At 66.8% G+C, this 14,100-nt stretch carries 15 protein-coding genes; 8 read left to right on the top strand and 7 right to left on the bottom strand.

Translation table 11 applies throughout. From position 1 onward, the window contains the following. Positions 1–54: 54 nt before the first annotated feature. Positions 55–837 carry a hypothetical protein gene (locus tag AAG092_RS01300; protein ID WP_373388188.1) on the top strand — a complete coding sequence of 261 codons (783 nt, stop codon included), beginning with the start codon at positions 55–57 and terminating at the stop codon, positions 835–837. A gap of 172 nt (positions 838–1,009) precedes the next feature. On the opposite strand, the gene prmB is transcribed toward AAG092_RS01300, so the two are convergent. After that, entirely contained in the window at positions 1,010–1,924 is a 915-nt protein-coding gene (prmB, locus tag AAG092_RS01295; protein WP_373388187.1) for a 50S ribosomal protein L3 N(5)-glutamine methyltransferase, read from the bottom strand. Between the two features lie 146 nt (positions 1,925–2,070). On the opposite strand from prmB, the gene AAG092_RS01290 reads away from it, so the two are divergent. From AAG092_RS01290 to AAG092_RS01280, 3 genes are all read left to right on the top strand, one after another. Then, positions 2,071–2,664 (top strand): cysteine hydrolase family protein, encoded by a 594-nt coding sequence (locus AAG092_RS01290; RefSeq protein WP_373388186.1) that lies wholly within the window; start codon positions 2,071–2,073, stop codon positions 2,662–2,664. A gap of 75 nt (positions 2,665–2,739) precedes the next feature. Beyond that, positions 2,740–3,069 carry a hypothetical protein gene (locus tag AAG092_RS01285; protein WP_373388185.1) on the top strand — a complete coding sequence of 110 codons (330 nt, stop codon included), beginning with the start codon at positions 2,740–2,742 and terminating at the stop codon, positions 3,067–3,069. Positions 3,070–3,103: 34 nt separating this feature from the next. Next, positions 3,104–3,664, top strand: coding sequence for a Smr/MutS family protein (locus AAG092_RS01280; RefSeq protein ID WP_373388183.1), 561 nt, complete (start codon positions 3,104–3,106; stop codon positions 3,662–3,664). Here the strand turns inward: AAG092_RS01280 and AAG092_RS01275 are convergent, their stop codons facing one another. Continuing rightward, positions 3,665–4,213: a carboxymuconolactone decarboxylase family protein gene (locus tag AAG092_RS01275; RefSeq protein ID WP_373388182.1), complete on the bottom strand. Its 549-nt coding sequence runs from the start codon at positions 4,211–4,213 to the stop codon at positions 3,665–3,667. 79 nt (positions 4,214–4,292) lie between these two features. Between AAG092_RS01275 and AAG092_RS01270 the strand changes: the two genes are divergently transcribed. Further along, positions 4,293–4,634, top strand: a complete 342-nt coding sequence (locus tag AAG092_RS01270; RefSeq protein WP_373388180.1) for a winged helix-turn-helix transcriptional regulator — start codon at positions 4,293–4,295, stop codon at positions 4,632–4,634. A gap of 87 nt (positions 4,635–4,721) precedes the next feature. Beyond that, positions 4,722–5,267, top strand: a complete 546-nt coding sequence (gene folE, locus AAG092_RS01265; protein ID WP_110683069.1) for a GTP cyclohydrolase I FolE — start codon at positions 4,722–4,724, stop codon at positions 5,265–5,267. Between the two features lie 54 nt (positions 5,268–5,321). Here the strand turns inward: folE and AAG092_RS01260 are convergent, their stop codons facing one another. Further along, complete coding sequence (locus tag AAG092_RS01260; RefSeq protein ID WP_110683068.1) at positions 5,322–5,663, bottom strand: YggL family protein; 342 nt, start codon at positions 5,661–5,663, stop codon at positions 5,322–5,324. Positions 5,664–5,838: 175 nt separating this feature from the next. Between AAG092_RS01260 and dacB the strand changes: the two genes are divergently transcribed. Beyond that, positions 5,839–7,272 carry a D-alanyl-D-alanine carboxypeptidase/D-alanyl-D-alanine-endopeptidase gene (gene dacB, locus AAG092_RS01255; protein ID WP_110683067.1) on the top strand — a complete coding sequence of 478 codons (1,434 nt, stop codon included), beginning with the start codon at positions 5,839–5,841 and terminating at the stop codon, positions 7,270–7,272. Positions 7,273–7,278: 6 nt separating this feature from the next. Here dacB and AAG092_RS01250 read toward each other — a convergent pair whose 3' ends face one another. Beyond that, complete coding sequence (locus tag AAG092_RS01250) at positions 7,279–9,696, bottom strand: diguanylate cyclase (RefSeq protein ID WP_373388179.1); 2,418 nt, start codon at positions 9,694–9,696, stop codon at positions 7,279–7,281. A gap of 76 nt (positions 9,697–9,772) precedes the next feature. After that, positions 9,773–11,956, bottom strand: a complete 2,184-nt coding sequence (rlmKL, locus tag AAG092_RS01245) for a bifunctional 23S rRNA (guanine(2069)-N(7))-methyltransferase RlmK/23S rRNA (guanine(2445)-N(2))-methyltransferase RlmL (RefSeq protein ID WP_373388178.1) — start codon at positions 11,954–11,956, stop codon at positions 9,773–9,775. Between the two features lie 405 nt (positions 11,957–12,361). Here rlmKL and rmf point away from each other — a divergent pair, with 405 nt between their 5' ends. Beyond that, a complete protein-coding gene (gene rmf / locus AAG092_RS01240) occupies positions 12,362–12,577 on the top strand; it encodes a ribosome modulation factor (RefSeq protein WP_110683064.1) in 216 nt (71 codons plus the stop codon). A gap of 99 nt (positions 12,578–12,676) precedes the next feature. On the opposite strand, the gene AAG092_RS01235 is transcribed toward rmf, so the two are convergent. Together AAG092_RS01235 and AAG092_RS01230 are read right to left on the bottom strand one after the other, a co-directional pair. Beyond that, positions 12,677–13,702 (bottom strand): quinone-dependent dihydroorotate dehydrogenase, encoded by a 1,026-nt coding sequence (locus AAG092_RS01235; protein ID WP_373388176.1) that lies wholly within the window; start codon positions 13,700–13,702, stop codon positions 12,677–12,679. 110 nt (positions 13,703–13,812) lie between these two features. Beyond that, positions 13,813–14,034 carry a DUF2835 domain-containing protein gene (locus AAG092_RS01230; RefSeq protein ID WP_110683314.1) on the bottom strand — a complete coding sequence of 74 codons (222 nt, stop codon included), beginning with the start codon at positions 14,032–14,034 and terminating at the stop codon, positions 13,813–13,815. Positions 14,035–14,100: the final 66 nt, after the last annotated feature.

Here is a 14,100-nt window from a genome sequence, read left to right as displayed (position 1 = left end):
CAGTGGCGGCGAAACTTGCCGATAATGCCTGTACGCATGCCCAAGGACGCCGCGATGAGCGATACCGACGCCCAACACCCCGACGAACAGACCGAGCAGACTCCGCCGCCCCATCCCTGGGAAAGCCTGGAGGCGGAGCACTTCCAGCTGCTGCGCCTGGCGCCCCTGCCCGCCGACCGCCACACCGGCCTGCGCCCGTTGCGTTTCGTCAAGCTCGGCCGGGTCGAGCGGCATAGCAACGAGCAGAGCCTGCTGCGGCTGACGGTGGATGTCCCGGGCCAACGCCTGCGCCGTGAACAGAACCTGCTCGAAGTGTGGGCCGACCATCGCAGCCGCGAGGTACGTTTCGGTGCCGACAAAGGTTTGCAGATCGAGCCTCTCAACCGTGGGCTGGGCCGTTTCCTGCTAGCCCAGGGCATCGCCTGGGCGCGCCAGCGCTGGGGCAGCTACACGGTCGAGGGCGGAGCGCTGGCGGTGAAGGACGTGCTCAGCGAGGACGCCCGCCTACGCCGCGACCACTTCCTGCGCATCCAGGGTTTCGAGGTCAACTACCAGGACCTGGCGCAGCTCAAGGCCAGCTACAGCGCGGCGCGGGTCAGCGTGCTGAATCCGCAGTGGAACCAGGAACGGGTGCAGCCCATCGATCTGCTCGACAGTGGCGCGATGCTGCAACAGGCCGATCAGACGCTGCACGAACAGCAGGTGAAGATGACCAAGCTGGAACGACGCATCGAGGCGTTGAAGCGCGAGGATAGCGGGCTGCGCTTCACCATCGCCTGCCTGGTGGCCCTGGCACTGTTCCAGGCTGGGCTGCTGATCTGGATCGCCACGCGCTAGATCAGTTGAGCCGCCGTAGGGTGGAAAACGACCCTGGGTCTCTTCCGCCAACCTTCCCCTAACGCACTCAGGTGGAAAACGCTGCCGCGGTTTTCCACCCTACCCTCGGACCGTTGCCGGAGCAGGCAGCTCGGCCCCGGATTACATCCGGGCTACCAGAGCCAGCCCGAACTCAGCCCTTGGCGCGCGAACGGAACAGCTTCTGGTACTCGCGGCACTGCGCCGCCGCCAGCAGGAACACGCCGTGGCCGCCCTGCTCGAACTCCAGCCAGGTGAAGTCCACTTCCGGGTACAGCGCCTCGACATGCACCTGGCTGTTGCCCACCTCGACGATCAGCAGACCTTTCTCGGTCAGGTGGTCGGCGGCCTCGGCCAGCATGCGCCGCACCAGGTTGAGGCCGTCGTCGCCACAGGCCAGGCCCAGCTCCGGCTCGTGGTGGTACTCGGCCGGCATGTCGGCGAAATCCTCGGCATCCACGTAGGGCGGGTTGGACACGATCAGGTCGAAGCGCTGCCCCGGCAGGCCGGCGAAACCGTCGCCCTGCACGGTGTAGACCCGCTCTTCCAGGCCATGACGTTCGATATTCTGGTTGGCCACCTCGAGCGCGTCGAAGGACAGGTCGCCGAGCACCACCTCGGCCTCGGGGAAGGCGTAGGCACAGGCGATGCCGATGCAACCGGAGCCGGTGCACAGGTCGAGGATGCGCGCCGGCGTCGCCGGCAGCCAGGGCTCGAACTGACTGCCGATCAGCTCGGCGATAGGTGAGCGCGGCACCAGCACGCGCTCGTCGACGATGAAGGGCAAGCCGCAGAACCAGGCCTCGCCGAGCAGGTAGGCGGTGGGCACGCGCTCCTCGACACGGCGACGGATCAGCTCCAGCAGGTGCTGCTGCTCGTCCTCTTCCAGGCGGCAATCCAGGTAGGCATCGGCGATCTCGAACGGCAGGTGCAGGGCGCCCAGTACCAGTTGGCGGGCGTCGTCCCAGGCATTATCGGTGCCGTGGCCGAAGAACAGGCCGGCTTCGTGGAAACGGCTGACGGCCCAGCGGATGTGATCGCGCACGCTGCGCAGGCGGGATGGAGACACGGTTCTGACCTCGAGAAAACGATGCGCGATTCTAGCAGGCCAAGCCCCCATGCAGTCCCATCAGCGGGTTGGCAATCGGTGACGGAGGTTCACAGATCGGATCAGGAAGCAGAGAATAGACGCATCGCCGTCATAGGAGCCCGACCATGTCCGACCCGAAAACCCTGTTCCAGCTGCTCGGACGCGGTTATGCCCCGGCCACCCTGGGCAAGGCCACGCTGGTGGTGATCGACGCCCAGGAGGAGTACCGCAGCGGTACCCTGCAGCTGCCGGATATCGAGGCGGCCATCGGCGAGATCGCCACCCTGCTCAAGGCCGCGCGTTCGCTAGGTGCACCGGTGTTGCACGTGCGTCACCTGGGCATCCCCGGTGGCCTGCTCGACCCCCAGGGGCCACGCGGGCGCTTCATCGGGGGGCTGGAGCCGCAGCCGGGCGAGGCCCTGGTGGAAAAGCGCCTGCCCAACGCCTTCGCCGGCACCGATCTGCATGAGCGCCTGCAGCAGCTCGGCCATCTGGATCTGATCATCTGCGGCTTCATGACCCACTCCAGCGTCAGCACCACGGTGCGCGCCGCCAAGGACTACGGCTACCGCTGCACCCTGGTGGACGCCGCCTGCGCCACCCGCGACCTGCCGTACCAGAACGAGCTGATTCCCGCCCGCGACCTGCACCGCATGACCCTGGCCGCCCTGGCCGACAACTACGCCATGGTGGTGCCGCAGGCCCAGGCCCTGATCTAGGACGAACACGGCCGCCGACCGGAACCCTCGCCGCAACGACCGGTCATAGCGCCGATAACCGAAGAGGAAATCGGCATGAAGTTGTCCGACCATGGTTTCGATGCCCGGCGCCTGCGCCCACGCGGTCCAGGCTGTTGGCGCTGGCGCTTTCTCGGCGCCCTTGCCGCGTTGTTCGCCGCCTTCGGCGTGCTGCTCGGCATGGCCGGCGCGGCCACCCTGCTTGGCCGCCCACCCGCCCTAGGCCCGCTCAACGACAGCCTCGGCGCGGCCATCGTCCTGCTGCTGTGCGGCCTGTTCCTGCTGTGGGGCGGAATCAACGTCTGGCGGCTTTGCCGGCGGCGCATGCGCCGGCAGTACGGTAACGAGCTGAGCCTGTCGCCCCGGCTGCTGAAAAAACGTGACTGAAGCCGGTAAACTCGCCTCTTCCGTGGAGGCATTCATGCAAGACGACGATTTTTCCCTGTTCCAGTCCGCCGTGCGCGGGGTTAAGCCGATCAGCCACGATCGTGCCGACACCGGCAAGCCGCGCGCCGACCGCCAGCGCATCAGCACCCTGCGCCAGGCGGCGACGGTGAAGAGCGACGCGGTCAAGGTCGATGGCCTGTCCGACCAGTTCGTCATCGACGTCGGTGCCGAGGATGAACTCTACTGGGCCCGCGATGGCGTGCAGGATGGTCAGATGCGCAAGCTCAAGGCCGGCCAGGTGGCCTTCGAGGGAAGCCTGGATCTGCACGGCATGAGCGTGGAGAAGGCCCGCGAGACACTCTGGGACTTCTTCGCCGAAGCCGCGCGCATGGAAGTGCGCTGCGTGCGCGTGACCCACGGCAAGGCTGCGCGCATGGACGGCAAGCGACCGATGATCAAGAGCCACGTCAACACCTGGCTGCGCCAGCACCCGCAGGTGCTGGGCTTCACCTCCTGCCTGCCCAGGCACGGCGGTACCGGTGCGGTGTACGTGCTGCTCAAGCGCACCATGCTGGATGGTCGCGACGACTACTGATCAGCCGGGAAAGCGCGGCGCGTACTCCTCGCGCTCCACCCGCAGGCCGTTCACCACGAAGGACACCGCATGGTAGAAGCCGACCAGCAGCAGGCACTCGATCAGCTGCTGCTCGCTGAAATGCTCGGCCAGGCGCTGCCACAGCGCGTCATCGAGGGAGGCGCTGGCATGCAGGCTGTCTGCGAGGGCCAAGAGCGCCTGTTCCGCCGGGCTCCACAGCGTCGGGTCGATGGACTCGCGGCAGGTATCGGCGATCTGCGCGGCCGTGAAACCGGCCTTGCCGGCGAACCCCGCCACATGCACGCCCCACTCGTATTCCGCGCCACACAGCGCGGTGGCGCGCAGGATCAGCAGTTCACGCTCGCGCAGTTGGATGCTGCCACGATCCAGCAGGCCGCCGGCAAGCATGCGCTGCAGCACGCGCGGGTTGTGCGCCATGCTGCGGAACAGCTTGAGCGGCGGCATGCCGGGCGGCATGACGCGGTCGAAGGCGGCCTGGATATCGGCGTCGTAAGGCGGGTTCAGCGGTTGCACGCGGGGCTGGTTCACGGGCTGGGCTCCTGTCATGCTACGAAATAAGTAGCAAGTCGAAACTACTCCGCTACTAAAAAAGAAGCAAGGAGACGAGATGAGCTTTCCCCACCCCGGCGACCCGGTGCGCGGCTCGGCCAGCGGTCGGCCGATCATGGCCCTGCTCGACCTGCTCGGGCGGCGCTGGAGCCTGCGCGTGCTGTGGGAACTGCAGCAGGCGCCAGCCAGCTTCCGCGACCTGCAGGCGCGCTGCGCGGGAGTCTCGCCCTCGGTACTCAACACCCGCCTGGGCGAGTTGCGCGAAGCGCGCCTGCTGGAAAACGGCGAGCACGGCTACCAGCTCTCGCCCCTTGGCCTGGAGCTGGTGCAACGCTGCCTGCCGCTGGCGCAATGGGCCGAGGACTGGGCCACGCAACTGCCGCCGCGGCCGGAAAAGTAGGCCGCGCTGGCGCACTCCGCCCTTGCCAGGGGCACGACCGCGCCCTACCCTGCGCCCCTGTGCATGACCACCCCCACAGGAAGACCCATGTCCCTGGAACAGCAATACACCGCGATCCTCGGCCAGCTCGGCGAGGACGTGACCCGCGAAGGCCTGCTGGATACCCCGAAGCGCGCCGCCAAAGCCATGCAGTACCTGTGCCGTGGCTACCAGCAGACGCTGGAGGAAGTCACCAACGGCGCCCTGTTCAGCTCCGACAACAGCGAGATGGTGCTGGTGAAGAACATCGAGCTGTACTCGCTGTGCGAGCACCACCTGCTGCCCTTCATCGGCAAGGCCCACGTGGCCTACATCCCCAACGGCAAGGTGCTGGGCCTGTCCAAGGTGGCGCGTATCGTCGACATGTACGCCCGCCGCCTGCAGATCCAGGAGAACCTCAGCCGGCAGATCGCCGAGGCGATCCAGCAGGTCACCGGCGCCCTGGGTGTGGCCGTGGTGATCGAGGCCCAGCACATGTGCATGATGATGCGCGGCGTGGAGAAGCAGAACTCGTCCATGGTCACCTCGGTGATGCTCGGCGAATTCCGCGACAACGCCGCCACCCGCAGCGAGTTCCTCAGCCTGATCGGCTGAATCGCGCGCATAAAAAAACCGTTACCCGGGGGTAACGGCTTTTTTGTTGCCGATTCACGCCTGGTTGATCGGATTCTCCGGATACCAGACATCCATCAGCGGGCTCAGGTTGAACTCGGTCAGTTCCTTGCGCCCTTTCAGCCAGGCTTCCAGCTGGGTGCGCTGCTCTTCGCTGACCGAGCCACGCTTGGCCAGGCAGACGAAACCGTAGTCTTCGCCGCCGACATAACCCAGGCCGTTGCCATCGATGGCATCGCGCAGGAACTGCTCGACGAACTGGTCGGCCTCGGCCTCGGTCAGCCCCTCGCGGAAGCTCAGGGTCAGCTCGCAGCCCAGTTCCTGGAATTCGTCGACGCACAGTTTCTTGCGCAGGCGGCGGGAACGGTTGGTGGCCATAAAAACTCCTAGATACTCGATGAAATAACGGGCGGCACTCTAGCAGGTTGCCGCGCCGGCTGCCCGCACGATCAGAAAAAAGCCCGCCCGGGCGCTGCCATCGCGCCCGGTTCGGGCATAATGCGCGGCAAATCCGCACCTCTCTTCTCGCCCCTTTCGACCTGGGCCCGTGCCAATGATCAGAACGCTTCGCCACTTCGTCTTCGCTTCGCTTCTACTGCCCACCGCCCTGCCCCTCTCCGCCGCCCAGGTCAGCAGCGTGCTGCCGGCCAAGGTCCAGCAGTCGCTCAAGGCCAACAAGATTTCCCCCAATAGCCTGTCGGTGGTGGCCCTGCCGCTGGACGGCGCCGGCAATGGCATCGTCTACAACGCCGATGTCTCGGTGAACCCCGCCTCGACCATGAAGCTGGTCACCACCTACGCCGCCCTGGAGCTGCTCGGCCCCACCCACCAGTGGCGCACCGAGTTCTACGGCGACGGCCCGCTGAAGAACGGCGTACTGCATGGCAACCTCTACCTCAAGGGTGGCGGCGACCCCAAGCTGAACATGGAGAAGCTCTGGCTGATGATGCGCGACCTGCGCGCCAATGGCGTGCAGCAGATCAGCGGCGACCTGGTGCTGGACCGCAGCCACTTCAACCAGCCGCAGCTGCCCAGTTTCAATGACGATGGCGGCGACCCGAACAAGCCCTTTCTGGTCGGTCCCGACTCGCTGCTGGTCAACCTCAAGGCCGTGCGCATGATCACCCGCACCTCCGGCGGCAAGGTCAGCGTGATGATGGAGCCGCCGCTGACCAACGTGCGCATCGACAACAAGGTCAAGGCCCTCGGCGCCGCCAAGTGCCCGGCCTGGCCGGACGTGCGCTACAACCCGGTGGCCCAGTACGACGGCACCACCCTGGTGGTCACCGGCAAGCTGCCCGAGGGCTGCAGTGCCCAGAGCTACCTGGCCCTGCTCGACCATCCCTCCTACGCCGCCGGGGCCGTGCGCGCCATCTGGCAGGAATTGGGCGGCAGCATCCTTGGCAAGGACCGGGTCGGTGACGTGCCGAAGAACGCCAAGCTGCTGGCGCGGACCTTCTCCCCGGACCTGGTGGAGGTGATCCGCGACATCAACAAGTACAGCAACAACACCATGGCCCAGCAGCTGTTCCTCAGCCTCGGCGCCCAGTTCCGCGACCGTGCCGACAGCGACGACGCCAAGGCCGCGCAGCGGGCGATCCGCGCCTGGCTGGCACGCAAGGGCATCACCGCGCCGCATCTGGTGATCGAGAATGGCTCCGGCCTGTCGCGCGCCGAGCGGGTCAGTGCGCGGGAGCTGGCCGGCATGCTGCAGGCCGCCTGGCACAGCCCCTATGCCGCCGAGTTCATCGCCTCGATGCCGCTGGTGGGCATGGACGGCACCATGCGCAAGCGCCTCAAGCGTACTGGCATGGAAGGCCAGGCCCATATCAAGACCGGCACCCTGAACAACGTCCGCGCCATCGCCGGCTTCACCCGCACCGCCAAGGGCAAGAACTGGGTGGTGGTGGCCATTCTCAATGACCAGCGCCCCTGGGGTGCCTCGGCGATCCTCGATCAGGTGCTGCTGGACATCTACCGGCGCTGAGCCTGTTCAGGGCAGCCGTTCGACACGGTCGCGCCCGTTCTGCTTGGCCTGGTACACCGCCATGTCGACCCGCCGCAGCATGGCGTCACTGCTCTCGCCCGCCTGCCAGGCCGTCACGCCGAAGCTGGCGGTGACCCGGCCGACCTCTCCCATCGGCGCCTCGCGCAGGATCTGCCACAGCGCCTTGGCCAGCTGGTCGGCCTGCTCCGGAGCCGTGCCGGGCGACAGCACGATGAACTCCTCGCCTCCCAGGCGACAGAGCAGATCGATGCTGCGCAGGCGCTGCCGAATGCGCGCGCAGACTTCCTTGAGCACCAGATCGCCACTCTGGTGGCCGAAGCGGTCATTGATCAGCTTGAAGTGGTCGATATCCAGCATCACCACCGACAGGCTGCCGGCATAGCGGCGGGCGCGGGCGATCTCCATCTCCAGGCGTTCCTGGAAGAAGCGCCGGTTGTAGGCGCCGGTCAACGCATCGGTGATCGACAGGGCACGCAGCTCCTGCTCCACCAGCTTGGGCCCGGTGATGTCGCTGAGATAGCCGTGCCACAGCACGCTGCCATCGCCGAGGCGCTCCGGCGTGGCTTCGCCGCGCAGCCAGCGCAGGCCCTGGCGCGGCAGCAGCACACGGTACTCCTCGCGCCAGGGCTGCAGCAGCTCTGCGGAAGCCTGGATGCTGCGTCGCAGTGCTTCGATATCCTCGGGGTGAATACGCCCGAACACGGCCGAGGCATCCTGGCGCAGTGTCTCCGGCTCCAGTTCGTAGATATTGCGGATGCCGGCACTGGCGAAAGGGAAACAGGTGCTGCCATCCGGGCGCAGCTGGTACTGGTAGATGGCCCCGGGCACATTGGCGGTGAGCTTCTCCAGCAGCAGGTCGCGGGCCTCCAGGGCCTGGCGACTGAGCTTGGCCTCGGTGATGTCGATGGCGATGCCCAGGTAGCCCACCAGCTCGCCCTGATTGCCACGGATGCCGGTGACGATCAGGTTGACCAGCAAGCGGCGGCCGTCGCGGCGCACATAGGTCCACTCATGCTGGTCATAGGCCTGAGCGCCGCCGGTGTCGGCGATGAACACCTCGAAGCCGTTGACCGGCCGGCCCAGCCGCAGGCTCAGTTCCTGGCCTCGCCTGAGCACTTCCTCTGGCAGATGGATCAGCAGCGGCGAGTGCCGGCCCACCACCTCCCCGGCCGAGTAGCCGAGCATGCGCTCGGCACCGACGTTGAAGGTACGTATGGTGCCGTCGAGGTCGGTGGCGATCACCGCCACCTGGGTCGCTGCATCCAGCACGCCGCGCAGCTGGCCATTGACCCGCGCCAGCTCGGCCTCGCGCTGACGCAGCGCAGCCGTCTGCTCGCCCACCAGGACATGGGCGCGCTGGCGCTGGCTGACCAGAACGAACAGCAGTACCGCCATCAGCAGGCTGAGCAGCAGTCCGGCGCCCAGTACCACGGTCAATACCGGTGTGCTGTTGACCTGCAGGAAGGCTTCGGTCGGGCGAATGATCAGCGCGTAGCTGCGATCGGCCAGGTGCAGCTCCCGGCGTAACTGCAGCGTGCTGCCGGTTGCCGCGATGGCCGAGCGATACTGCAGCTTGCGCCCGGGCAGGGGGCTGGTTTCCAGCAGTTCCAGGCTGAGGTTGCGGGCACTCTCCGCACTCTCCTGCTCGCGCAGCAACTGGCGGATGCTGAACGCCGCCAGGATGTAACCGCGCAGCGCCGTCCGTGGCCGGGCACTGGCGTCGCCCGGCGTGGGACCGCGGTAGATGGCTGCGGCCAGCAGAAGGCCGTCGCTGTCGCCGGCCCGGGTGCCGATGAACTCGATGACGCCTGAAGCCGCCATGCCGGCGCTACGCCGGGCCCGTTCCAGGGTGTCGCGCCGGCTGTCCAGTGCGGCAAGATCGAGTCCCAGTACCGATGAGCTGCCGCCCAGGTCGGTTTCCACGAAACGCAGGGGAAAGTACTGCTCGCGCAGGGCTGCGGGTACCAGCTCGCCAGAGCTGTTGAGGTCGCGGATCGAATAATCCGTCAGGCCTTCGGCGCGGGCCGCGCGCTCGAAACCCTGGCGCTCGGCTTGCACCACGCGCGGCAACCAGGCGTAGGAGAAGGCTCGTGGCAGTAAACCGGCGACATAGCCGGAGAACTCGCGGCTGGTGACCAGCTGGGTATTGGTGAAGAAGCGGCGCAGGCCGTCGAGGTCGGCCATGTGCGCGGCAAAGCTGTTTTGCATGGCCGTGGCGCGTTCGCTGGCCGCCCAGTGGAAGCGCTGCTCCAGCTGCCCCTGGTAGAAATGGCCGACGGCCCTGGCCAGCCCTGCGGTCAGCAGCAACCCACCCAGGCAGACGGTACCGGACAGCAGCCAGGCCACCAGGTTGTTGCGCAGCAGGTCCCGGCCGCTGGGCGGGACAGTGGGCAATGCCGCCATGCAGACTCGCTTTCGAAGGCGGACATCCCTGTCATGCGACTGCCACTCGGGCAGATGGTGTCATATTGCCTTTATGCTAGCTCGCCACGAAGCGCCAGGCACGGTGAATCTTCGGATTGCGGGCGAAGTCCTGATCGAGGGTCTGGGCGCTGATCTCCTCCACCGCATAGCGCTCGGCCAGCCCCGGGTCGAGCTGGAACTTGCGGAAGTTGTTGGAGAAGTACAGCACCCCGCCCTTGCCCAGACGGGCCATGGCCAGGTCGAGCAGGCGCACATGGTCGCGCTGCACATCGAACACCCCTTCCATGCGCTTGGAGTTGGAGAAGGTCGGCGGGTCGATGAAGATCAGGTCGTACTCGCCGCGATCGGCTTCCAGCCAGGCCATCACGTCGCCCTGCTCCAGGCGCTGCTTGTCGGAGAAGCCATTGAGCGACAGGTTGCGCCGCGCCCAGTCCAGGTAGGTCTTCGACAGGTCGACGCTGGTGGTGCTGCGCGCGCCGCCCTTGGCCGCGTGCACGGTGGCCGTGGCGGTGTAGCAGAACAGGTTGAGGAAGCGCTTGCCGACCGCCTCCTGCTGGATGCGCAGGCGCAGCGGGCGATGATCGAGGAACAGGCCGGTGTCGAGGTAGTCGGTGAGGTTGACCAGCAGGCGCACACCACCTTCGCTGACTTCCATGAACTGGCCCTGACTGGCCTGGCGCTCGTACTGCTTGCTGCCACTCTGCCGTTCGCGGCGCTTGATCACCACCTTGTCGGGCGAGATGCCCAGCGCCACCGGGATCGCCGCCAGGGCGTCGAGCAGGCGCGCCTGGGCCTTGTCCGGGTCGATGGAGCGTGGCGGCGCATATTCCTGCACGTGCACCCAGTCGCGGTACAGGTCCACGGCCAGGGCGTACTCGGGCATGTCGGCGTCGTACAGGCGATAGCACTCGATACCGGCCTTCTTCGCCCACTTGCCGAGGCTCTTGAGGTTCTTCTGCAGGCGGTTGGCGAACATCTGTCCACCCTCGGACAGGCGCGCCGGCTCGCTGGCCACCGGGGCGGCGCCCTCCTCGCCCTGGCGCCGCTCGCCGCGTTCACCGGTGACGAACTGCTCGGGCAGCACCTTGAACAGCAGCAGCTTGCACGGCAGCGCGCCGTTCCAGAAGGCGTACTGCTTGTGGCTGCGCAGGCCCATGCGCTTGCCTAACTCAGGTGCGCCGGTGAACACCGCTGCCTCCCAGTTCAGGCAGCTCTGGCGCAGGCGCTCGCCGAGGTTCTGGTAGAGGTAGAGCAGGCTCGCCTCGTCGCCCAGGCGCTCGCCGTAGGGCGGGTTGCAGACGATCAGGCCGGTCTGGTTCTTGTCCGGGCGCGGCTCGAAGGTGGCCAGCTCGCCCTGGTACAGCTTGACCCACTCGCCCAGCCCGGCGCGCTCGATGTTGTTGCGCGCCGGCGTTATCAGCCGCGGATCGGCTTCGTAGCCGCGGATCCACAGCGGCGGCCTGGCGAGGCCGGCGGCGGCACGCTGTTCGGCCTCGGCGTGCAGTTTCTTCCAGATCGCCGGCACATGACCCAGCCAGTTGGAGAAGCCCCAGCGCTCGCGCTTGAGGTTGGGCGCCAGGTCGGCGGCCATCATCGCCGCCTCGACCAGGAAGGTGCCGACCCCGCACATGGGGTCGGCCAGGGCGCCACCCGCGGCGGCGATGCGCGGCCAGCCGGCGCGGATCAGGATGGCCGCGGCCAGGTTCTCCTTGAGCGGCGCGGCGCCCTGCTGCAGGCGGTAGCCACGCTGGTGCAGGCTGTGCCCGGAGAGGTCCAGCGACAGTACCGCCTCGCCGCGATCCAGGCGCAGGTGCACGCGCAGGTGCGGGTCGACCTTGTCGATCGAGGGGCGGATGCCCTCCGCCGTGCGCAGCTTGTCGACGATGGCGTCCTTGACCTTCAGGGCGCCGAAGTGGGTGTTGTCGATGCCGGCACCATGGCCGCTGAACTCCACCGCCAGGGTGCCGGCCGGGTCCAGGTGCTCGGCCCAGTCCACCGCCAGCACGCCCTGATACAGCTCCTCGGCGTTGGCCACCGGGAAGCGTCGCAGCACCAGCAGCACGCGATTGGCCAGGCGCGACCAGAGGCACAGGCGATAGCCCACCTCGATGGGCGCGAAGCCTCGCACGGCGGCAGTCTGCTCGCGCACTTCCTCCAGCCCCAGGCCGGCGGCCTCCTCGGCCAACAGGCTTTCCAGGCTCTTGGGGCAGGTCAGGATCAGTTCGTAGCGGTCAGACATGGGCTATCCAGTAATTCAGTGCGGCCCGCGGGCCAAGATATGCGACGCGCGGTCGCATAGCGACCCTTCGTCGGAATGAACCGGCCTCGCAGACGAGAGCGGTTCGCAATGGCACAAGGCCTTCGTTCGGTACGAGGAAGCCCGTATTTCGCGGCTCGACGCACCAGTGGCAATCGCCACAAGCCACCAGCTTATGGCTCCTGCCCTATTCGCGTTACGCCCTTATGACAAAACGATCATTCACAGGGTGGAACGCATTCGTTAGAAATCAACTCAGGCCGGTACCGCAATGGTACTGGCAGGTGGCTCGCCACGCCGGCAGCGAGCCCCGCTGGCAGAACATTTCTGCCCGGTCCCACCAAGGGGCCAACGGGACATAACAGTCAACAGTGAGGGCAACACCCGATGAGAAGACTTAAGCGTGATCCGTTGGAACGAGCTTTCTTGCGCGGCTATCAGCACGGCGTTCATGGTAAATCCCGCGATATGTGTCCTTTCACCCACCCCACTACCCGTCAAGCCTGGATCAATGGCTGGCGCGAGGGCCGCGGTGACAACTGGGACGGACTGACCGGCGCCGCCGGCATCCACAGACTCAACGAACTTCACGCTGTCGGCTGAATCAGGATCACCCCGACTTCACCAGACCGTCCCATCCGGACGGCGGGCGAGAGCCCAAGGGCCCCTCAGGGGCCCTTTTTATTGCCGGTTAGAAGCCCCTCAGGATCTCGGCAGCGCGGCGATCGCATCCACCGCCTCGCGGATCAGCGCCGGCCCTTTGTAGATGAAGCCGGAGTAGATCTGCACCAGGCTGGCGCCGGCGGAGATCTTCTCGGCCGCATGCGCGCCCTCGGTGATGCCGCCCACGGCGATGATCGGCAGGCGGCCCTTGAGCTCACCGGCCAGCACGCGCACGGTGTGGGTGCTCTTGTCGCGCACTGGCGCGCCGGACAGACCGCCGGCCTCGTTACCGAACGGCAGGTTCTCCACGCCCTCGCGGCCGAGGGTAGTGTTGGTGGCGATCACCGCGTCCATGCCGGTCTCCACCAGGGCCTGGGCCACCTGTACGGTTTCCTCGTCGCTCATGTCGGGGGCGATCTTGATCGCCAGCGGCACGCGCTTGCCATGCTCCACGGCCAGGTCTTCCTGGCGCTGGCGCAGGGCCTCGAGCAGCTGCTTGAGCTGATCGCCGAACTGCAGGCTACGCAGACCGGGGGTATTCGGCGAGCTGACATTGACGGTGACATAGCTGGCGTGGGCGTAGACCTTGTCCAGGCCGATCAGGTAGTCATCCACCGCGCGCTCGACCGGGGTATCGAAGTTCTTGCCGATGTTGATGCCCAGCACGCCCTTGTACTTGGCCGCCCGCACCCGCGCCAGCAGGTGCTCAACGCCGTGGTTGTTGAAGCCCATGCGGTTGATGATGGCGGTCGCTTCCGGCAGGCGGAACAGGCGCGGCTTGGGGTTGCCCGGCTGCGGACGCGGGGTCACGGTGCCGATCTCGACAAAGCCGAAGCCCAGCTGGGCGAAGCCGTCGATGGCATCGCCGTTCTTGTCCAGGCCGGCGGCCAGGCCCACGGGGTTGGGAAAGTCCAAGCCCATCACGGTCACCGGCAACTGGCTTGGCGCCTTGCACAGCAGGCTGTTGAGGCCTAGGCGACCGCCGGCACCGATCAGGTCGATAGACAGCTCATGGGAGGTTTCGGGGGCGAGACGGAACAGCAGCGCGCGGGCCAGGTCGTACATGGGCGGGTCGGCTCGGAATAAGGGTTTCAGTGGGAAGCAGGACGCGATTATAGCCGCCGGCACTAGCCTCCGGCGAGGCAAGGGAGTAATAAGGAGTATCGTTCGGGCGCTTATCGCAACTGACGCAGGTCGAGCAGTTCACCGGCCGCGCTGAATTCCAGCTCGAACACGCCATGAATGCCGTCGTGGCGCAGGAATGGACGCAGGTGATGGGCCGGCAAGCTGACCTTGCGGCCGTCGCGGCTGTACAGCAGAACCCGATTGGCGCGCCCCTGGTAGACAGCCAGGAAGCGCTCCGCAGGCAAGGCGATATCCAGCACCAGGCTGGGCATGGAGGCACCCTCGAAATGGACGGCATCATTCTGCCACAGGCTCGCGCCGAAACGATTCAGGCTCAT

This window comes from Pseudomonas alcaligenes, from assembly GCF_041729615.1.
Taxonomy (GTDB): Bacteria; Pseudomonadota; Gammaproteobacteria; order Pseudomonadales; family Pseudomonadaceae; genus Aquipseudomonas; species Aquipseudomonas alcaligenes_B.
The sequence above is the reverse complement of the archived record's forward strand: the minus strand, read 5'-3'. Positions and strand labels throughout refer to the sequence as shown.

Coding starts and splice junctions, on each gene's coding strand:
- dacB (WP_110683067.1), top strand. CDS start 5,839: ATGATCAGAACGCTTCGCCACTTCGTCTTCGCTTCGCTTCTACTGCCC.
- rmf (WP_110683064.1), top strand. CDS start 12,362: ATGAGAAGACTTAAGCGTGATCCGTTGGAACGAGCTTTCTTGCGCGGC.
- AAG092_RS01300 (WP_373388188.1), top strand. CDS start 55: ATGAGCGATACCGACGCCCAACACCCCGACGAACAGACCGAGCAGACT.
- AAG092_RS01285 (WP_373388185.1), top strand. CDS start 2,740: ATGAAGTTGTCCGACCATGGTTTCGATGCCCGGCGCCTGCGCCCACGC.
- AAG092_RS01260 (WP_110683068.1), bottom strand. CDS start 5,663: ATGGCCACCAACCGTTCCCGCCGCCTGCGCAAGAAACTGTGCGTCGAC.
- AAG092_RS01230 (WP_110683314.1), bottom strand. CDS start 14,034: ATGCCCAGCCTGGTGCTGGATATCGCCTTGCCTGCGGAGCGCTTCCTG.
- AAG092_RS01270 (WP_373388180.1), top strand. CDS start 4,293: ATGAGCTTTCCCCACCCCGGCGACCCGGTGCGCGGCTCGGCCAGCGGT.
- AAG092_RS01280 (WP_373388183.1), top strand. CDS start 3,104: ATGCAAGACGACGATTTTTCCCTGTTCCAGTCCGCCGTGCGCGGGGTT.
- rlmKL (WP_373388178.1), bottom strand. CDS start 11,956: ATGTCTGACCGCTACGAACTGATCCTGACCTGCCCCAAGAGCCTGGAA.
- AAG092_RS01235 (WP_373388176.1), bottom strand. CDS start 13,702: ATGTACGACCTGGCCCGCGCGCTGCTGTTCCGTCTCGCCCCCGAAACC.
- folE (WP_110683069.1), top strand. CDS start 4,722: ATGTCCCTGGAACAGCAATACACCGCGATCCTCGGCCAGCTCGGCGAG.
- AAG092_RS01290 (WP_373388186.1), top strand. CDS start 2,071: ATGTCCGACCCGAAAACCCTGTTCCAGCTGCTCGGACGCGGTTATGCC.
- AAG092_RS01250 (WP_373388179.1), bottom strand. CDS start 9,696: ATGGCGGCATTGCCCACTGTCCCGCCCAGCGGCCGGGACCTGCTGCGC.